Origin of the sequence: Flavobacterium arundinis, from assembly GCF_038289855.1 — a bacterium.
Lineage (GTDB): Bacteria > Bacteroidota > Bacteroidia > Flavobacteriales > Flavobacteriaceae > Flavobacterium > Flavobacterium arundinis.
On record NZ_JBBYHR010000005.1, the window covers coordinates 41,633 to 62,241 of the forward strand.

Here is a 20,609-nt window from a genome sequence, read left to right on the forward strand (position 1 = left end):
AATTAAAACCAGTGTTCTGGTATTCCAAAAAATGGATAAAGTAAAAGCCAAAAAACATCTCGGGCAGCATTTCCTGAAAGATGAAAGCATAGCAAAAGATATTGCGGATACCCTGACCCTGAACGGCTACAGCAAAGTCCTTGAGATAGGCCCCGGCATGGGAGTGCTGACTAAATACCTGCTCGACAAACCGATCGACACCTATGTGATCGAGATCGATACCGAATCGGTAGAATACCTTAACGGCCATTATCCTAAACTGCATGGAAAGATTATATCCAAAGACTTTTTGCGGTATAACATAACCGAGGTCTTTGGCGACGAGCCGTTTGCCATCATTGGCAATTTCCCATACAATATTTCGACGCAGATCGTATTCCGTACATTGGAAATGCGCCACAGGATACCAGAATTTTCGGGTATGTTCCAGAAAGAGGTAGCACAGCGCATCTGCGAAAAGAAAGGCAGCAAGACCTATGGCATTCTCTCAGTGTTGGTACAGGCATTTTATGATGCGGAGTATCTTTTCACTGTAGACGAGCATGTGTTTAACCCGCCACCAAAAGTAAAATCAGGGGTGCTGCGATTAATCCGAAAAGAAAATTTCCATCTCGACGTAGATGAGAAGCTGTTTTTTGCGGTGGTAAAGACTGCTTTTAACCAGCGCCGGAAAACACTTCGTAACAGTTTAAAAACATACAACCTTTCGGATATTTTAAAGGAAGATAGTATCTTTGACCTTCGTCCCGAACAGCTTTCCGTGGAGCAGTTTATAGGGCTTACCAAAAAAATAGCTGCCAATGGAGTTTAAGATCAGCAAAGATTTTATTGCCCAGATAGAGCAATATATAAGTGAAAACCGTGAAAAGGAACTACAAAACCTGCTTCACGACATTCACACTGCTGATATAGCCGAGATCATGGAAGAGCTCGACAGCGGTGAGGCCAGCTACATCTTCCATATCCTTGACAGTGAAAAAACTGCTGAGATTCTTCTCGAACTGGATGAGGAGATACGGGAAAAAATATTAAAGAACCTTTCGCCAAAAGAGATCGCAGAAGAGCTCGATGAGATGAGCACGGATGATGCTGCCGATATTATCGCCGAGCTTCCTGATGAAAGGAAGGAAGAGGTAATACAGGAGCTGAACGATGACGAGCACGCCAAAGACATTGTAGACCTCCTCAGGTATGACGAAGATACGGCAGGCGGGCTTATGGGTAAGGAACTTGTAAAGGTTAATGAAAACTGGAATGTGCTCACCTGTGTAAAGGAAATGCGTGTGCAGGCCGAGAACGTGCAGCGTGTACACTCTATTTATGTAGTGGACGATGAAAATAAGCTGAAAGGGCGCCTATCGCTCAAAGACCTTTTGGTAACCTCTACCAAAACGCCGATCAGCGAAGTATATATCAAAAAAGTTGACTTTGTAAAAGTCACAACGCCCGATGTAGAAGTGGCGCGTATCATGCAGAAATATGACCTTGAGGCCATCCCGGTAATAGATGAGCTGGGAAGGCTCGTTGGACGCATTACCATTGATGACGTGGTAGACGTGATCAAGGAAGAAGCCGACAAGGATTACCAGCTGGCAGCGGGTATATCCCAGGATGTAGAGGCGGATGACAGTATCCTTGACCTTACAAAAGCCCGCCTTCCGTGGCTTGTTCTGGCATTGCTCGGAGGGTTTATCAGCGTTAAGATGCTCGGTATCTTCGAAGGGGCAATGAACAACCATAAAGAGCTGTTTTTCTTTACTCCCCTGATCGCAGCTATGGCCGGGAATGTAGGCGTACAGTCATCAGCGATTATTGTACAGGGCCTTGCGAATAATACGCTGAGCGGTTCCCTCTGGAACAGGCTTATAAAAGAAGTATTGCTGACACTCTTAAACGGCCTGATACTGGCAAGCATATTATTTGTAGGGAGCCATTTTATACTAGGCGAAACCTACGCGCTTGGCTTTACAGTAAGCGTGGCACTCATATCAGTAATCGTTATTGCTTCACTTATAGGTACTTTTATCCCTATTTCTTTAAATAAAATAGGCATCGACCCTGCCTTGGCTACCGGCCCTTTTATTACTACCAGTAATGATATCTGCGGTATTGTTATTTATTTCTCGATAGCGAAGATGATATTAGGGTTTTAGAAATAGTATTGCGAATATTTGATCAATGGCTTTGTGTGCCTTTGCGTCTTCTTTGCGTAACTTTGTGGTATAACCCGCAACCAATGAACCCTCAACACATAAAAATCCTCCATATTGACAGCAACAATCCTATCCTTTGGGAACAACTCGAACAGGCCGGCTTTATAAATGAAGCCGATTACAAATCATCCAAGGAAGACGTAGAGGCAAAGATCCACGGCTATCATGGCATTGTGATTCGCAGCCGCTTTGATATTGATCAACAGTTTCTCGATAAGGCAGTCAGCCTGCAGTTTATAGCGAGAGTAGGAGCAGGGCTGGAAAGCATTGACTGCGATTATGCGGAAGCAAAAGGTGTCCGTCTTATAGCTGCCCCCGAGGGTAACCGCAATGCAGTAGGGGAGCAGGCGCTGGGGATGCTGCTGTCACTCTTCAATAACCTGAACAAGGCTGACCGCGAAATACGCAGTGGACAATGGATACGCGAAGGCAACCGGGGTTATGAGCTGGATGGGAAAACCGTGGGCATCATTGGCTATGGTAACATGGGAAAGGCATTCGCCAAAAAGCTGCGCGGCTTTGATGTTGAGGTGCTGTGCTATGATATAAAGCCTTTTGTGGGTGATGCCAATGCCAAACAGGTAACGCTTGCGGAATTACAGCAAAGAGCTGATGTGGTGAGCCTGCACACGCCGCACACACCCGAAACCCACCGGATGGTCAATGCTGATTTTATCAACGCATTTTCAAAACCATTCTGGATTATCAATACTGCTCGTGGGAAAAGTGTTGTGACAAAAGACCTTGCCGATGCCCTGCAATCGGGCAAGATACTGGGCGCAGCTTTAGATGTCTTGGAATACGAAAAATCTTCTTTCGAACAATTATTTACTACCGATATCCCTGCCGAATTCCAATTCCTTCTTGACAGCGACAATGTATTACTTACACCGCACATCGCGGGGTGGACATTTGAAAGCCATCAACGGCTCGCGCAGGTAATTGTGGATAAGATTATAACTTTATACGCTTGCTTCGACGACAAAGTTAGGTAAATTGTATATGTTTGTTAAAAAATTATCAAAATTGTAATATATTAGTTAATGCAATAATAAAATAATTTACTTTAGCTGCTCAACCAAAAAAATAAAATTATGATAGAATGGTATTTAAAAGTCGTAAGGGATAATTACGCAGACTTTTCAGGAAGGGCCAGACGGAGTGAATACTGGTATTTTTTATTGTTTAACCTTATCATCTTAATTGCATTATTTGGGCTATCAGCGTTGATTGGATCAGTAGGAATGATTCTTTATGTGATATATGCGCTTGCCACTTTTGTTCCGGGACTTGCTGTCGTAGTAAGGAGATTACATGATATTAATAAGAGCGGATGGTATTATTTTGTTGGGTTGATTCCTATTGTTGGCGGTATATGGCTGATAGTCCTTCTTGCTACAGAAGGTGACAATGGCCCTAACCAATACGGCCCTGATCCTAAAAACAATTACAACGAATTTGACGAGATAGGCGCTAAGGAAACTTATTAAGAAGTCTATATAATAAATGAACCGCCCCAGTAAGACAGATGCTTATTGGGGCGGTTTTATTTTAACAGGCAAGTGTACCTTCGAAATTACAGTGTACAAACCTTCAGTGTAAATTAGGGGTAATTCGTGGCAAAAAATTACTTTCTACAAATGTTCCTCACCCTTCTCGGCAAGTTTCCTTTCCAGCTCTGCCTGGAATTCTTCCATAACGGGGCGAACTGTGCTTTCTGGAAGGTCGGCAATACGGATGTACATCAGCCCATCCACTGAGTTATTGAATAACGGGTCAACGTTAAAAGCAACAACCCTGGCATTTTGCTTGATGTATTTTTTTATGAGTACCGGCAGGCGCAGGTTACCCGGCTCTACTTCCTCTATAAATTTATCGAATTTGTTCAGGTCGGCTTCCGCTTCATTGAAAACAAAATCCTTGTCGGCGTCCTTCAGTTTTACCTTGTACTCCTTTTTAGGGTGGATGTACTGCGCCACATAGGGATCATAATAATGCGATTTCATGAACTCAATCATCAGTGACTTCGAGAAGTCAGAGAACTGGTTGCTGATACTCACTCCGCCAATAAGAAACTTATGTTCCGGATAGCGAAGCGTAGTATGTACAACGCCTTTCCAAAGCAGGAACAGCGGCATCGGCTTTTGCTGGTATTCTTTTATAATGAAGGCGCGGCCCATCTCGATCGACTTGCTCATCATGTCATACAGTTCCGGTTCAAAACGGAAAAGGTCGTGCATGTAAAAGCCGTCGATACCATATTTTTTATAAATGTCAGAACCCAGTCCCATGCGGTATGCCCCGGCAATTTGCTTGGTCTGCTCATCCCAAAGGAACATATGGTGGTAATATTTGTCGTACCGGTCAAGGTCGAGTGACTCATTGGTACCCTCGCCCACTTCCCTGAACGTTATCTCCCTTAGCCTTCCCAGTTCATGCAGGATGTTCGGTATTTTATCTGCCGATACAAAGAATACCTCATAATTCTTGCTTTGAAGCAGGCGGTAGTCGCCTTTGCGCAACGATGCTATCTCGTTCAGTATCTTGTCGTGGTTGGCAGGGGTGGCAATTTGTTTAGGGCCCTTGTTTATTTTAAGGTTGAGGTGAGACGTATCTATCAGCCTTGTATCTTTTTCGAAAGGGTTAGCCAGCATATAAGTTTTCCTGCGCAGGAATTCAGAATACGCCTCAAGCCCTTCGTGCTCATTTTGTTCTGCCACCGATATAGGCTTGCCAATACGTACCTTGATCACCCTGTCTTTTTGCGTAAGTGTTTCCGATGGCAGCTTGGCCGTACGCAGCGTATCGCTTAGTTGCGAAAGAAAATAGAACAGCCTGCTGTTCTTCGCGTGGAAGTATATAGGCACAACGGGAACATTCGCTTTTTTTATGAGCTTGATGGCGCCTTCTTCCCAAGGCTTGTCTACCACGAGCTTTCCATCCTTATAAGTAGATACTTCTCCTGCAGGGAATATGCCCAAAGGCTTGCCGTCGCTCAGGTGGCGCAGTGCATCCTTGATCCCGGTAACGCTCGATTTGGCATCCTTATGGTTTTCGAAAGGATTAACCGGCATTACATACGGTTTCATCGGCTCTATGCGGTGCAAAAGGAAATTGGCAATGATCTTGAAATTAGGCTCACGTTCCAGCATTAATTTTAAAAGCAGGATACCGTCTATCCCGCCCAGGGGATGATTGGATATGGTAATATAGGCGCCGCTTTTTGGGAGGCGCTTCAGGTCTTCTTCAGGGATCTCGAATTTTATCTGGAACTCGTCAAGTATGGCATTCAGGAATTCAACATCTTTAAGGTGCTTATTCCTGTCGTATATCTTATTCATGGTGGATATCTTCAGGACTTTCATCAATAACCAGCCGGTAAAAGTTCCTAAAAACCCGTATTTGTCAGTCTTTATTGCTTTTGCAACTTCTTTAGCTGTAACTAAACTCATCTACATTTGTGTTTCAGGCGAAAAACAAAGATAGCAATTCTGACGAAACGTTAAAGGAGATTAAGTTTTTTAATTATTGTGCAAAGATCGGGTGTTTTTGCCCGTCAAAACGGTACTTAAATGCAGATAATGGCAAATGGGTTGGATTATCCCCATTTCTTTTGCAATAAATTTTAGGCTGAAAAGGTAGTGTATACTTTTTTGGTTACTTTTGAAAAACAAACAAAGCATAATGAGGATCATTTCTTATAACGTAAACGGTATCCGTGCGGCGTTCAGTAAAGGTTTTATCGAATGGCTTAAACAGGCCGATCCGGATGTCATTTGCCTCCAGGAAACCAAAGCAACCGCAGATCAGGTAGCCGTCCACGAAATTGAGGCGGCCGGGTATCCCTACCACTACTGGTTTTCGGCACAAAAGAAAGGTTATAGCGGCGTTGCTATATTGTCAAAGCACAAACCCAATAATGTAGTATACGGCACAGGCATAGAGCACATGGACTTTGAAGGCCGCAATATACGTTTGGATTTTGACGGATTTTCGGTAATGAGCCTGTACCTGCCTTCGGGAAGTAATGTGGAAAGGCACGAATACAAGTTCCGGTATATGGATGAGTTCCACCAATACATTTCGAATCTTGGCAAAGAGCTAACGAACCTTATCATCTGTGGCGATTATAACATTTGCCATGAGAAAATAGACATCCATGACCCCGTGCGCAACGCCAGGGTTTCGGGCTTTTTGCCAAACGAAAGAGCATGGCTTGGCGGCTTTATGGAAAGCGGATTCGTTGACAGTTTCCGTCATTTTAATAAAGAGCCGCACAACTATACCTGGTGGAGCAACTTTGGTAATGCCCGTGCCAATAATAAAGGCTGGCGTATCGACTATGCACTGGTGAGCGAGCCACTAAGGGAGAGGCTTACAAGAGCGCTTATATTGCCCGAAGCACGCCACAGCGACCACTGCCCTATATTGGTAGAATTTGAATAAAGATCACTAAATAAAACACATATATGATACTAAGAAGAATTTCCGTAGGCCTGCTGGTCCTGATGATGGCAACAAGCTGCGTATCCAAGAAGGTATATACCGACCTTGAGAACAAATATGCCGACCTGAAAAAGGAGAACCGTGAGATGGCCGATAATAACACGAAACTCGAAAAAGAACGCAATGAGCTCGACCTGAAGTCGAAAGACCTGCAGGGGCAGCTGGACAAGATGAAGGCCGACCGTGATAAACTTGCCGCCGATTATGCCGCTGCACAATCAAGCCTCAATACGCTGAAGTCATCCTACGCAGCGCTGGAGAAAAACAGTGGCGATGCACTGGATACCAATATGAAGAAAAACCGCGAACTCCTTGCACAGCTTGAAGCAAAAGAGAAAGCGCTGGCAGCAGAGCAGGAAAGGCTGAACAAACTAAGCTCGGAACTAAAGGAACGTTCTCAGCGTGTAAATGAGCTGGAAAGCATGATGGCATCGCAGGAAGCGAGCATGAAAAAACTCAAGGAAACGCTATCCAAAGCGCTTAACAGTTTTGAAGGTAAGGGCCTTACCGTAGAGATGAAGAATGGCAAAGTATATGTTTCGATGGAAAACAAACTGCTGTTCGGGTCAGGAAGCTGGGTTGTAGGTACCGAAGGTAAAAAAGCCGTTGTTGAGGTTGCCAAGGTTCTTGCAGTCAACCCGGATATATCTGTACTGATCGAAGGTCACACAGATAACGTGCCTTATGCAGGCAGCGGCCAGATCACCGATAACTGGGACCTTTCTACAAAACGAGCCACGGCTATCGTGAACATTATCCGCGAAAATAAAACGGTTAATCCGCAAAACCTTACAGCGGCGGGCAGGGGAGAATTTGTCCCGGTTGCCGGCAATGACACTGCCGAAGGCAAATCCAAAAACAGGAGGATAGAAATAATCCTTACACCAAAACTGGATGAGATATCAAAAATGCTCAACGAAATTTAATAGCATACTGATGTATAATAATAAAGGCCGGATCATCTCCGGCCTTTGTTATTTACCTCGAGTGGCATCTTTGCCATTCTGACGAAGGAAGAATCTCTTTAGCATTTTATGATTGAGATTCTTCACTCCTCAAGCTACGTTCAGAATGACAGAACGTACTACTTACGTTTTTCAAAAAAGTCTTCCCAAGGCTTACGTTTCCAAGACTGTCAGGTCTGTGTGTAGTTACCTGATAACCAATTTCTGATACTTAGTATTCCCATTAGCTTCAAGCTTCATCATGTATATGCCCGTTTGCAACGCAGCGGTATCAATCCGCGAACTGCCTTCGGCAAGGTCCTGCTGTACCAATAGTTTTCCCCTTATATCAAGGATGCTTACAGAAGCTGGGTTTGATATATTTTTAATATCCACAAAAACTTCGGTCCCTGCAGGATTAGGATAAACAATGTAGGAGCCGCCGGCAAAGTCGGTGGTGCCTGAAACGGAGTTGTCAATGATGCGGTATATCTTTCCGTCGCTGATGCCTCCAATATAAAGCTCACCGGTATGGTCTTCGCCAAAAGTCACAAAGTTCGTACCCTCAAAAGCATCGGTCCAGGTAATAGATCCCCCGTCCTCATCAATCATTCCTATTTTATTGCTGCAATAGTCGGCAAAAAGATATTTTCCCTGTAAGTTCGGGAAAATGGTACCGGTGTATACATAACCTCCAATAACAGAGCAGTTACCGCTTCCCGATCCGCTGCTGTAATCTACAAAAGGCGCTGTCAGGCCAGTGATGCCGGAGCATTCTGACATGTCATACGTATGGCTGCCTTCGTAGCACCTCCATCCGTAATTAATCCCTGCCGAAGTAGATGGAACTTTATTGATCTCTTCCCATAACCCCTGGCCAACATCACCAATCCAAAGGTCGCCACTAAGGCGGTTGAAAGAGAATTTCCAGGGATTGCGCATCCCGATAGCCCAGATCTCATCTGCCCCGTCAACTCCTATATAAGGATTACCTGTAGGGCTTGTATAGGGCGCTGTGCCATCAACATCAATGCGGAGCATTTTACCAAGCAGCGTGTTAATGTTTTGTGCCCTGTTTCCGGGGTCACCTCCATCACCGCCATCGCCCATACCTATGTAAAGGTAGCCATCCGGGCCAAAACGCAGGCAGCCTCCATTATGGTTGGAAAACGGCTGGGTTACTGTCAAAAGAATAACAGCGCTCGTAGGGTCGGCTATATTGTTGTCGGCAGCATTAACGGTATAGCGGGCTATTACTGTATTGTTGGCTGTGTTGGTATAATTGATAAAAAAGTAACCGTTATTTTCAAAATCCGGATGAAACGCCATTCCCAAAAGCCCTCTTTCAGAACCGGAGGTACTAATTAAAGACGAAACATTCAGGAATGTCGATTGGGTTACTTCCCCCTCAATGTTTATAAGCATTTTTATAAGCCCGTCCTGCTCAACAACAAACATACGGTCGTCATTGGCAAAAGCAATGTCTACAGGCATAGTCAATCCTGATGCAAACTCCTCCAGCTCGATAGTCTGGGCGTTTAAAAACCCTGTGAATAACAAGGATGCGAAAAATAGTTTTGTTTTCATAGCTAATTGTCTATTGTGTTATTTCAGTAAATTTAACGAAAAACCACAAAATACAGCTACTTGGTTAACAAAACATTACAGATTTCCGACACTAATGTTTTTCGGATGCCGTACCCTGTAGCTAAGCCGCACTTTTTTGGTTTCGCCAGCTTTCAGCTTCATTTGCCATTGCAGTATACCCGTTTCCTTGTTCACGTCTGCGCTGCTGCTTTCCAAAAGTTCTACTTCCATATTTTCAAGCGTGCTCAAAGGATACTGGTCTTTCAGGGTAAGCTGTACGGCTTCTTTCTTGTTATTTCGAACAATAATATCATAAGTAAAGGTTTGTTCTTTTTTAGACGAAAGGAACTTGCTTCCCGACTTTTCCACCACTTTTGTTCTTTCGATATCAATCTTTTTATCCCTGCCCATGCTCAGGCTCAGCGTATCAGTCGTCTGTCCCGGATCAATGTAGGTCTTGCCTGCATACATGCCTTCGAAAATAATATTGGCCTCGCCCTTCAATAGGTTGTACTTCGAGTAGTCGGTTATTTCTGCCATCAAATAAGCTTCTTTATCAAGTTTAGGAATGGCAAGGTGTTTATAAGAAGCAGGCAATTTTATCTCTTTCATAGTTATGCTGTGTTTCTTTCCATTCGACGCTATATCATACGGAATATCGATATCGAAAGAGACATTCATTTGGGTTTCTGTAATTTGAGTATAATCATCTACAGAGGTTTTTTTCTTAAATTTTCCTTTTTTTGTTGTAACAATTATAACCCCGTTTGCGCCCCTGTTACCGTAGATAGAAGTAGCCCCTGCATCTTTAAGCACTTCAACATTAGCAATGTCATTTGGATTGAGATTCCTGAAGTTATCTGAATTTAGAGGGACCCCGTCGATAATATACAGGGGTTCGATGTTTCCGTTGATGGAGCCATAACCACGCAATATAACAGTGCTGTTAGCGCCCGGTTGCCCCGATCCGGTAGATATGTTAAGGCCGGGTACCTGTCCCTGCAGGGTTTCTGTAACATTTCCGACACCATTCCTCGTGTAAGCGGGGTTATATGTTGTCAGAAACCAGGGATCTAGTATTGGCACTACATTATTCTGGTTCGGCATGCCACTTGAGAGAGTGAGTTTTATCTTTTTCCAGTCAAGCCCCGTTTGCTGCACTACTTCCGCCTTGTATAATAAATTAATAGGCTCCGTGATGTTATCGGCTCTCAGGTCATAAAACGGTGTCCATCCGGCATTTTGCGCGAGGTAATCGATGGTTAATGGGATAGCACCCGCTTTATCGTTCATTACCTGCAATACCAGTTTCCCCTGCGAAATGTCTTCATTTATGTTTGTATTGGTTTCGAGGCGGCTGTTGAGTTTCGCAATCAGGTCGTTAAGTTTCTTTTCTTTATCGATCAATGAATTAATTGCTGTGGCGGTTTCCGAACGTTTTGCTTTATAATAATCTACCATTTTCATCAGTTCGGCGACGCTAAGCCCCGACTGCTGGCCGTACACCTGGTTGTTTTTATCCAATAACTCGATAACCTTCAGTTCCGATGCCTTAGCAGTAGCAGTCCGTTCCAGTTCTTTTTGGACAAGTGTAATGCTGTCGCGCACTTTTTTGATGGCGGGCGAAGTTTCATCTGCTTCATATTCTGCAATATAATCCCGGGTGAATTGCACCGACAGTACGGTAAGACCCACAGGAGCGCCTATGCGAACGGTGTTTTCGTTGAGGTAATTGGCCACATTCTTTACCACGATCTCGCTGCTTCCGGCAGGCAGTGTAACGCTTGCAGTTTGCGAAAGCTCGGCACCGTTAAAGTAAACCGTAGCGGCAACAGCCTTCGCCGTGGTAAATACCGGCTTTTGGGCGAATGCCACGCTACTGATGAGCAGGCATAAAAAGAGTATCTTCTTCATAAAAAGTATTTTATAAGTAAGAGCACTCTTTTGGTAAAAAGGTTGGGAATGATGGTAAATTTTATTCAAATTATTTTACCACAAAAATCATGGTGATCTTTGTGGTAAAATAGCATAGCGCTTAAAACCGTTTAAAAAGCCCGTTTCGAAACATTAAAAAAGAACTCATCCAGGTCTATTGAATCGTTTTCATAGAGCGGTATCTCTTTAAGCCTTATGCGCGACCTTCCCCGGCCTGTTATATTCACACTTCCTGTTTGTGCAATGGTGTCTTCAGGCACCAGCAGGCCGCGGCGCAACATAATGTCTTTTATAAATTTGTTGTGCTTCACGGCATAACCCTTCAGGTGGCCTTCGTTGTCAAACTGCCACATAAAAGCCTTGGGCCTCGGCACGATGCTGGCCAGGAATACGCATTCATCCAGCGATAGTTGCGATGGGTGCTTGTCGAAATAATAATCGGCGGCCTCACCAATTCCATATACATCAGGCCCCCATTCGATCACGTTAAAATATACTTCCAGCATGCGGGCTTTGCTCGAGATGCCATTGTTTTCCAGTATGTACGTCAGCAATATCTCCTCAAGCTTTCGCGAAAGCGTTTTCTGGCGGGTAAGGAATACGTTCTTTACCAACTGCATACTTATGGTACTCGCACCGCGCGCAAACTTTTTGGTCTTTATGTTTTTAATTATAGATTGCCTGAAAGCCTCGGTTATAAAGCCCCTGTGCCTGAAGTAGGAAGGGTCTTCGCTGGTAAGCACCGCTTTTTGGAGGTAGGGCGAAATATCTGCCAATGGAGTAAAATACGGGTTTGCCGGCCCCACAATTACAGGCCGCTGTGCCCTTCCGTTATCTATAGCCCTGTAGGTAAAGCTGCCGTTCAGCTTGGCAAGGTCGGCGGCGCCGTACTTAAGGATCTTAAGGCCGTCCTTTTTCAGGTTGCTGTCAAATACCAGTGCGTTGGGCTTGTTTTTGTTGTATAAAAATTTCAGGTCGTAGCTAAAAGTGCCTTCTGCTTCCATGCCTTCAAAATTGGTAAAAAGGCCTTTGGGAAGCGAGGTAATAAAATCCTGCGCCTGCATTTTCGGGATCTTTGCCTTCAGTTCATAAATGGTATCGCCGGCAACACTATATCGCGCGTATGGATTGAATTTTATCTTGTTCAGCTGTACCGTTGAGGTGCTGTCTACAGATACAAAATCCGGCCCGAAAAGAAGATGGTAATCAAAACGTGCCTTGTCTATAACCACGTCCTTTTCGGCAATCTTTGGGTTGTTCACCATGAAATTGCCGATGGAGGCAAAGCCGTCAACATGCAGCTCATCGCCATCCATGTCAATATTTTCAACATTAAGGTGTATGGAGTCAAACCCGGATCGCAATCCGTATCGTTCGTTAAGGTAAGGCACCTCTATACGGGAAGTATCGGCATTAAAGAATTTCAGGTCGGCTATTTTCCCCCTTGGGTCGGCCATGCCTTTTACTTTCCATGTCTGGCTTATACTATCTGCCTTTACCCCGATGGTCGATTCCAGCTGCTCGTCGGCGAGGCGCATCTGCTGCAGGTTCAGGCTTATCGTCCTGCCCATATCGTCAAGGCGCAGCGTAAGGTTTTCCAGCTTCATGTCGGTAGGTACCAGGTTCAGGGCTTTATTCAGGATATTATAAGCCCGTTCGGCATAGTTGGTTTCCCCGCTTTCTTCTTCTGCTTCTTTTTCTTTTTTATCCTTTTTTATAAAGGCATCAAAGTTTTTACCGTTCTTGTTTTTCACGAGCTGTACAAACCCGTTTTTCATTTCGAGGGTTCCCAGCTGTACATCGCCGGTAAGCAGGCGCATGAAATTTACCGATGTCCTTATTTCCTGCACGTGCAGCAGGGTATCGGCATTCTTTGGCACAAGCGCAATCTCTTTTAGCTCAATGCCAGAAAATCCTTTGAAGGCAGCTTCTTTTACCGTAAAGCGGCTGCTGTATTCCCGCTGCATTTTGTCGGAAACTTTGGCAATCGCTTTTTGCAGGAGCATGTTCCTAAAGGCAAAAAAGGAAATGATGCAGATAACGATGAATACAACGAATATCTTTAAAACTAATATTGCTATTTGTTTTTTACTTCTTTTACGCATTGAATTGTAATAATCTAACCGAACAGGTGGCCTGCAACATCTTCTATCTTCGCTACCAGCCTGATCTCGATCAGTGTGTTCTTTAATGATATCTTATTATACTTAGACACAAAAATAGTGGAAAATCCCAACTTTTCGGCTTCCAGTATGCGCTGGTCGACACGATTTACAGGGCGTATCTCTCCTGAAAGCCCTATTTCGCCCGCAAAACAGAAATCTTTATTTACAGGTATATCCTCATTAGACGATAATATGGCAGCTACCACGGCAAGGTCTATGGCAGTATCATCTACGGTTATGCCGCCGGTAATGTTCAGGAATACGTCTTTCGCCCCGAGGCGGAAGCCTGCCCGTTTTTCGAGTACGGCCAGTATCATGTTGAGCCTTTTGGCGTTATAGCCCGTAGTACTGCGTTGCGGTGTGCCATATACTGCCGAGCTTACCAGCGCCTGAATCTCCACCATCAGCGGGCGCATGCCTTCCATAGTTGTGGCAACGGCGGTACCGCTCATTTCTTCTTCTTTGTGGGAAATCAGTATTTCCGAAGGGTTTGATACTTCCCTCAGCCCGCTGCCCAGCATTTCATAAATGCCCAGCTCAGCGGTAGACCCGAAGCGGTTCTTTAGTGAGCGGAGTATGCGGTACACGTGATTGCGGTCGCCTTCAAATTGCAGTACGGTATCTACCATGTGCTCCAGGATCTTGGGCCCTGCTATGCTGCCATCTTTGGTAATGTGGCCTATCAGTATAACGGGAACGTTACTTTCCTTGGCAAATTTTATCAGCTCGGCGGTAGTTTCGCGTATCTGCGAAATGCTGCCTGCCGATGATTCTATGTAGTCTGTGTGCAGTGTCTGAATCGAGTCGATGATAACGACTTCAGGCTCTATTGCCTCGATCTGCCGGAAGATGTTCTGGGTTTTTGTTTCGGTAAGGATGTAACAGTTCTCTGCCGATGGCGTAATCCTTTCGGCGCGCATCTTTATTTGTTTCTGGCTTTCCTCGCCCGATACATACAGGGTGCGATAAGGCAGTTTTAGTGAGATCTGGAGCAGGAGCGTACTCTTCCCAATCCCCGGTTCGCCGCCAAGCAGCGTGAGGGATCCCGGCACCAACCCGCCGCCAAGCACGCGGTTAAGTTCGCCGTCGCCGGTATCCAGGCGAATTTCGCCACCCGAATCTATTTCATTTATTTTTAAGGGGCGTGCCGCTTTTTTGGTTTCCGCCGAAGCGGGTTTCCACGACTGCTTTTCTTCTTTCTGTATCACTTCTTCTACAATGGTATTCCATTGTTTGCAGGCATTACATTGTCCCTGCCATTTCGAATATTGTGTACCGCAATTCTGGCAAAAAAAGGAAGTTTTGATTTTAGACATTATCTGGCTTTGAGTTTCTCTGCTTTTTCAAGCATAAAGTCTTTGGTATATTCGCCTATTTCATCAAGGGTATAACTGTGCATATAGGCTTTTATTGCTTTCTTATTGTCGCCCGTCTTTTCATAGTACAGTCCCGTATAGTAGTCGCCCAAGGTTGTTTTAGGATAATTTTTCTCAGCAATATCAGAGAGTTCCCTTAGCTCCGTATATGCGCCGTTTTTAATGATGGCCGCTTCAATAGCCTTAAGGTCATTAAGCCTCACGGGTATCTTCACGCCAAGGTCTTTTTCCATTACATCATACCGCTGTTCCAGGTATTTTGCATAACCCGAAGTAAGCTTAACGATCTTTTCCTGGTACTCGGTAGAGGAAATGGGCTGGTAGGAAGAAAAGATATGGTAAAGCGACTCAGGGATGGCGTGCACCACCAGTGAATAATGGGAGCATCCCTTAAAATCCTCAAACATATATTTAAGGCCCTGGTTAGTAACTGCTTTTATATTGTCGTTCAGCGTTTTTATGGGCTTTTGCAGGCGTGGCACGTCGCCCTCTGCGGTTGCGAGATAATAGTATGTGGGCCTCTGTATTTGAGTAAGCCTTTCGGGTATCCGGTTTTCCATATCAACAGGCATGTCCGGGCTCATGCAGATGTAGGCATTAAAAAGGGGCTTTTCCTTATAAAGGAAAAAATTAATGTAGCCCGCGGTAAGGCCATGCCCGGCAATGATCCTGAACGGGGATACGCGGTACTTTTTTTCTATCATTGGCATCAGCTCCGATGACAGGAACTCAAAAAATTTGTCGCCCCGGTCCATAGGTACGCCGTGGTCATCGGTTTGGGTATCCAGGGTCCTTTCTTCATCATTGTTTTGGTTTATCGCAACAATGATCACTTCGGGAAGGTCGTTCCAATATTCCGTGTAGGAAAGTGTTCCTGCAAATGGGTCTAAAAGATAATCGCCATCCAAAAGTACCAAAAGCGGGTATTCCTTTTTCTTGTTTGTTTCATAGGATGCCGGTGTCACGATAGTAACTTCGCGCGAGGCATTCAGTTTTTTTGATTCGATTATTTCGGTTTTTCGTTGTGCCGAAATGGGCCATATCACAGCCAGCATAAGGGTTAATAAGGTGGTTTTCATAGCTTTACGGGGGTTTAGCAAATAGCTTGGCAAGATAGCAATTATTTGTTTCGGTATACTATCGGCAGTAATAAAAATGATAGTCCCCCCAGAAATAAGATCTGTCCGGTCTGGGATCCCCATACGATACAGCCGAAAGCAAAACCTGCAGCCTTTGGAACCCCATAAACATAAAGAATATTTGAAATGGCAACAGGGAAAAAGCCTGTCCCTCCATTGGTAAAAGTAATAACAATGCTGCCTATAACAAAGGCGGTGATCACGGTTCCAAAGCTGAGGCCTGCCGTTTCGGGCAATGCATATATCGTAACATAGAACATCAGGACATAACTGAACCAGATGTAGAGCGACAGCAGGAAGAAAGGCCATTTGTTTGGCATTTTGAAGGCGCTTAAAACCCCTTCGGTAAGGCCTGATATTTTAAGTTTTATTTTTTGTACCCAGGCCATTTTCGAATACATGAAAAAGAGCACCGACCCTATAAAGAGGATGCCCGCCACAGTGCCGTAAAAAAACAGCTGCCTGAAAGGGATATCGGCAAGATAGGCCTCAACAGCATCAAATTGTAAGGCAGCAGTGAGGGCAACTACGATTACGAGGAGGATAAGGTCTATGATCCGTTCGGCGATGATGGTGCCAAAAGCTTTGTCAAAAGGCACCCCCGCATATTTGTTGAGCGCCACGGCCCGGCTTACCTCGCCACTCCGCGGGATAAGCATGTTCATGATATACGTAATGCAGACGGAACCAAATTTTATCCCGAATGGTACATTATAGCCCAGGTGTGCCAGGGTATATTTCCAGCGGTAAGCCCTTGCCCAAAAACCTGTAAGCCCAATGATAAGCGAAATATATACATAAAAGTAATCGGCTGTTTTAAAGCTGTTCTTCATATCAGCCAGCTCCTGCGGGGTAGACTGCCTGTACATGTATATAATTAAAAAAACTCCCAGCAGGAGCGGGAGTATAATGCTTAAAAATTTGCTTAACTTCTTGTTCAAAGCTTATGTTAAGGAGTTATCTGTTTCGTTAGGGAATACAATAGACGGCTTAAATATTTTAGCCTCCTCGATATCCAGGATACCATACGAAATGATGATGATGATATCACCTTTTTGTACTTTCCTTGCGGCAGGCCCGTTAAGGGTAATCTCGCCGCTGTTCCTGTTTCCTTTGATCACATAAGTCTCAAGGCGCTCACCGTTATTGATGTTTACGATCGAAACTTTTTCACCTTCGATAAGATTCGCTGCTTCCATCAACGCTTCGTCGATGGTTATGCTTCCTATGTAATTTAAATCGGCTCCCGTCACCTTCACGCGGTGAATCTTGGATTTTACAACTTGAATTTGCATGGCGCAAAGGTAATCAATTTAATGAAATATTGTCAATTAGGCGCACATTGCTTAAAAAAACTGCAATAAAAGCCCTGTATTTCCTGTTTTCCTTTACAGTGGCAGGTTTCAGGTCGTCTTCGGCAGCTATCTCAAAATAGTCCATGGTAAACTCAGGATGGGCTGCAAAAGCGTCATATATATACGTCTTTACGGTTTCAATGCTTTGATTTTCAAATTGTTCCCGTACCTCTTTCAGTGTTTTGTAAATAAAGGCCGCTTTGTCCCGGTCACCGACGCTAAGCCTTTCGTTGCGGGAGCTCATGGCAAGCCCGCTGGCCTCACGGCTTATCGGGCAGCCTGTTATAACAACGGGCATTTCCGCTTTTTCCACCATCTTTTTTACAATCTGGAGCTGCTGGAAGTCTTTTTCCCCAAAATAGGCGTTCGAAGGCTTAACGATTTCGAAAAGTTTTTTTACAATCGTGCCTACACCGTCAAAATGGCCGGGCCTTTGGGCGCCTTCCATCTGGTTTTCGAGCCCGTCGAAAGAAAAATGAGAAGATATCGTATTGCCGTCATACATCTCATTTACTGATGGTGCAAAAACAATGATGGCATCGCTCACCAGCTTTATTTTTTCTACGTCGGCATCAAGCGTGCGCGGGTATTTGTCGAGGTCTTCAGTGTTGTTAAACTGCGTGGGGTTCACGAATATACTGATGACAGTAACGTCGTTTTCGGAAACCGACTGCCGCAGCAGCGAGAGGTGGCCCTCGTGCAATGCGCCCATTGTAGGGACGAACCCAACGGTGGATTTAACATTAAAATAGTCAGACAAAACTGTCGCCAAATCGGCTTTATTATTGAAAATGAGCATTAACTTTAAATTAAATATCGGGGCAAAATTAATCTTTTAGTTATAAGATGCGCAAAATTGTTTAATTTTGCATGTTTTTGTACCAAATAAAATAAGTTATCGAAGATGGAGGATAAGAGGATATTGTATGTATCATCTGAAGTAGTGCCGTATCTGGCAGAGAATGAGGTGTCGCTAATGTCGTATGATGTGCCGAAAATGATTAATGACCAGGGAGGGCAGATAAGGATCTTTATGCCCCGTTATGGCAACATTAATGAAAGAAGGCACCAGCTGCACGAAGTCATCCGTCTATCGGGAATGAACCTGGTGGTGAATGATATGGATATGCCCCTCATCATAAAGGTGGCCTCCATACCCAAAGAAAGGATACAGGTCTATTTCATAGATAATGATGAGTACTTTAAAAGGAAAGCTACTTTTACCGATGAGGAAGGGGTGCTTTATCCTGACAATGACGAAAGGGCGATATTTTTTGCCAAAGGCGTTGTTGAGACCGTGAAAAAGCTTAACTGGGTGCCGGATATTATTCACGTGCATGGCTGGATGGCCGCAATGCTCCCTATTTATATGAAGCATTACTACAAGCACGAAGCCCTGTTTGCCGATACGAAAATTGTAACCTCGGTTTACAACCAGTCGTTTGACGGTACACTGGATAACGACATGCTTAAGAAAGTACTGTTTGATAATATTCCGGAAAGTGATGTGAAGGTGCTTGAAGTACCGAATTATGAAAACATACTTAAAGCATCCATAGCTCATTCCGATGCGCTTATTATAGCTTCTGAAAACCTCTCGGCCGGACTGTTGCAGGCTGTTGAAGCTTCCGGGAAGCCGTTCCTGCCGTATGTGTCCAAAGATAATTTTGCAGACGCATATACTAATTTCTATAAAAATCAGGTTTTATAGTAAACCTTAAAAAAAATCTATGATCAATAGTTCCTTCTTAAAAAAAATTCTTTTTGCCCTAAGTGCCGTATTCATCATTTCCTGCGATACTGATTATAACACTATCGGCTCTGATATAATTAATGATGATGTACACCACGGCATGTTCAAGCTTGAAGCCGGGGTGGTTGCTTATGACAGGCCTACGGGAATTGTCCAGTCCAATAACCTTAATCTCAATACGCTTGGCGCTTATGATAACCCGGTATTCGGAAAGACTGTTGCCCATTTTGTGACACAGGTACAGCTTGCCACCGTAAACCCAACGCTTTATGCACCGGAAATAGACTCTGTGTACCTGTATGTTCCTTATTTCAGCAGCGTTGAAAATACTGATGCTTCTACCGGTGTAAGCACATACGACCTCGATTCCATATACGGCGCGCCGGAAACAAAAATAAAGCTGGACGTATTCAGGAATGGCTATTTCCTGCGTGATTCCGATCCCGGAACATCATTTGTTTCAGGCCAGAAATATTATTCAAACGATAAATCGCTTATAGATGCTGCTATTGTAGGCTCAAGGCTTAATAATTTTTCGGAAGCGCAAAACGACCAGTTTCCGGTTTCTGACGATGAGATAGCCCGTTCTGCAATACCGGACGGACAAACCGAATCGAAAGTAGTAGAACGCAAAGCCCCGGGTATCTTCCTTTACCTGGATAAAACGGAGTTCCAGAATATGCTGTTTGGTCCTTCAGCAGCAGGTAAGCTGGTTAATAACAATATCTTCAAGGAATATTTCAGGGGCCTTTACTTCAGGGTACAGCAGATAGAAGGCCAGTCGGTTATGGTGGTTCCCAGGTTCGATCAGGGTACTATTACCATAAAATACAGGGATCACAATATTTCAACGGCTACAAATGCTGTAAACGGCCATACACCGGATAAGTTTGCAAAGAGCATGACACTAAACCTTGACGGCAATACCATCAACTTTTTTGAGAATACACCGAATCCTAATTTTAGCGCTGCGGTAGGCACATCCGATCCTGTTTTGGGAGACGAGAAGCTGTACCTGAAAGGTGGCGAAGGATCGATGGCTTTCATCGATATTGACCAGGCAACCATTGACGCGCTTAAAGCAGAGAACCAAGGCGGCCAAAGGGTATTGGTAAACGAAGCCAATCTTTTGTTTTACCTTGACGAGGCTTCAATGGCGGGCGCCGTAGTGCCTAACAGGGTTTTCCTGTATGATGTAAACAATAAGAGGCCGCTGATAGATTATTCTTTGGATGCCACCACTACCACAGTAAACCCTAAGTACGATAAGCTTGTGCATGGAGGATTGCTGGTGAGTGATGATGATCCCAATGATCCTACCGATGACAATGAGCCTAAAAACTACAGGTACAAAGTAAGGATCACCGATCATATAAATAATCTCATCAACAAGGACTCGACCAATGTAAAGCTTGGCCTTGTGGTGACAGAATATATTAACCTTACGGGTAATGCGGCCTTAAAGTCGCCTTTTACAGAAAACAGTGGTGCCACGGCCCCGGTAACGGTTTCGACAGTGCCGGTATCATCGGTAATGCACCCTTTCGGGACAATACTGTTCGGTTCTAATCCGGCAGTGCCTGACAACAAACGCCTTAAACTTGAAATTTTTTATACCAAACCCAATTAATTAGCT

General features: G+C 44.4%; 17 protein-coding genes. 8 read left to right on the top strand and 9 right to left on the bottom strand.

The annotated features are described in order from the left end of the window. Positions 1-31 precede the first annotated feature (31 nt). From rsmA to AAEO56_RS10465, 4 genes are all read left to right on the top strand, one after another. Positions 32-811: a 16S rRNA (adenine(1518)-N(6)/adenine(1519)-N(6))-dimethyltransferase RsmA gene (rsmA, locus tag AAEO56_RS10450; protein ID WP_341696998.1), complete on the top strand. Its 780-nt coding sequence runs from the start codon at positions 32-34 to the stop codon at positions 809-811. Beyond that, complete coding sequence (gene mgtE / locus AAEO56_RS10455) at positions 801-2,153, top strand: magnesium transporter (RefSeq protein ID WP_341696999.1); 1,353 nt, start codon at positions 801-803, stop codon at positions 2,151-2,153. The genes rsmA and mgtE overlap by 11 nt, the downstream gene beginning before the upstream one ends. An 83-nt stretch (positions 2,154-2,236) precedes the next feature. After that, positions 2,237-3,208, top strand: a complete 972-nt coding sequence (locus AAEO56_RS10460) for a 2-hydroxyacid dehydrogenase (protein ID WP_341697000.1) — start codon at positions 2,237-2,239, stop codon at positions 3,206-3,208. Positions 3,209-3,307: 99 nt separating this feature from the next. Then, the gene (locus AAEO56_RS10465) at positions 3,308-3,703 is read left to right on the top strand and encodes a DUF805 domain-containing protein (protein WP_341697001.1); all 396 of its coding nucleotides are present in this window, start codon (positions 3,308-3,310) and stop codon (positions 3,701-3,703) included. Between the two features lie 144 nt (positions 3,704-3,847). Here the strand turns inward: AAEO56_RS10465 and AAEO56_RS10470 are convergent, their stop codons facing one another. After that, positions 3,848-5,665 carry a lysophospholipid acyltransferase family protein gene (locus AAEO56_RS10470; protein WP_341697002.1) on the bottom strand — a complete coding sequence of 606 codons (1,818 nt, stop codon included), beginning with the start codon at positions 5,663-5,665 and terminating at the stop codon, positions 3,848-3,850. A 232-nt stretch (positions 5,666-5,897) separates the two neighbouring features. On the opposite strand from AAEO56_RS10470, the gene AAEO56_RS10475 reads away from it, so the two are divergent. Continuing rightward, a complete protein-coding gene (locus AAEO56_RS10475; protein ID WP_341697003.1) occupies positions 5,898-6,659 on the top strand; it encodes an exodeoxyribonuclease III in 762 nt (253 codons plus the stop codon). A gap of 26 nt (positions 6,660-6,685) precedes the next feature. After that, positions 6,686-7,645, top strand: a complete 960-nt coding sequence (locus AAEO56_RS10480) for an OmpA family protein (RefSeq protein ID WP_341697227.1) — start codon at positions 6,686-6,688, stop codon at positions 7,643-7,645. A 225-nt stretch (positions 7,646-7,870) separates the two neighbouring features. Here the strand turns inward: AAEO56_RS10480 and AAEO56_RS10485 are convergent, their stop codons facing one another. The 8 genes from AAEO56_RS10485 to panC form a co-directional block, all read right to left on the bottom strand. Then, on the bottom strand, positions 7,871-9,250 hold the full coding sequence (locus AAEO56_RS10485) for a PQQ-dependent sugar dehydrogenase (RefSeq protein WP_341697004.1): 1,380 nt from the start codon (positions 9,248-9,250) through the stop codon (positions 7,871-7,873). A gap of 75 nt (positions 9,251-9,325) precedes the next feature. Next, complete coding sequence (locus AAEO56_RS10490; protein WP_341697005.1) at positions 9,326-11,164, bottom strand: DUF4139 domain-containing protein; 1,839 nt, start codon at positions 11,162-11,164, stop codon at positions 9,326-9,328. A gap of 131 nt (positions 11,165-11,295) precedes the next feature. Continuing rightward, complete coding sequence (locus AAEO56_RS10495; protein ID WP_341697006.1) at positions 11,296-13,290, bottom strand: transglycosylase domain-containing protein; 1,995 nt, start codon at positions 13,288-13,290, stop codon at positions 11,296-11,298. 14 nt (positions 13,291-13,304) lie between these two features. Then, a complete protein-coding gene (gene radA, locus AAEO56_RS10500) occupies positions 13,305-14,666 on the bottom strand; it encodes a DNA repair protein RadA (RefSeq protein WP_341697007.1) in 1,362 nt (453 codons plus the stop codon). Next, a complete protein-coding gene (locus AAEO56_RS10505; RefSeq protein WP_341697008.1) occupies positions 14,666-15,805 on the bottom strand; it encodes an alpha/beta hydrolase in 1,140 nt (379 codons plus the stop codon). The genes radA and AAEO56_RS10505 overlap by 1 nt, the downstream gene beginning before the upstream one ends. A gap of 41 nt (positions 15,806-15,846) precedes the next feature. Next, complete coding sequence (locus AAEO56_RS10510) at positions 15,847-16,806, bottom strand: lysylphosphatidylglycerol synthase transmembrane domain-containing protein (protein WP_341697009.1); 960 nt, start codon at positions 16,804-16,806, stop codon at positions 15,847-15,849. Between the two features lie 3 nt (positions 16,807-16,809). Continuing rightward, the gene (gene panD / locus AAEO56_RS10515; RefSeq protein WP_341697010.1) at positions 16,810-17,160 is read right to left on the bottom strand and encodes an aspartate 1-decarboxylase; all 351 of its coding nucleotides are present in this window, start codon (positions 17,158-17,160) and stop codon (positions 16,810-16,812) included. Positions 17,161-17,173: 13 nt separating this feature from the next. Then, entirely contained in the window at positions 17,174-18,019 is an 846-nt protein-coding gene (panC, locus tag AAEO56_RS10520; protein WP_341697011.1) for a pantoate--beta-alanine ligase, read from the bottom strand. A 105-nt stretch (positions 18,020-18,124) separates the two neighbouring features. Between panC and AAEO56_RS10525 the strand changes: the two genes are divergently transcribed. Together AAEO56_RS10525 and AAEO56_RS10530 are read left to right on the top strand one after the other, a co-directional pair. Next, the gene (locus AAEO56_RS10525) at positions 18,125-18,931 is read left to right on the top strand and encodes a glycogen/starch synthase (RefSeq protein WP_341697012.1); all 807 of its coding nucleotides are present in this window, start codon (positions 18,125-18,127) and stop codon (positions 18,929-18,931) included. Between the two features lie 19 nt (positions 18,932-18,950). Beyond that, positions 18,951-20,603 carry a DUF4270 domain-containing protein gene (locus AAEO56_RS10530; RefSeq protein ID WP_341697013.1) on the top strand — a complete coding sequence of 551 codons (1,653 nt, stop codon included), beginning with the start codon at positions 18,951-18,953 and terminating at the stop codon, positions 20,601-20,603. The last annotated feature ends 6 nt before the right edge of the window (positions 20,604-20,609 follow it).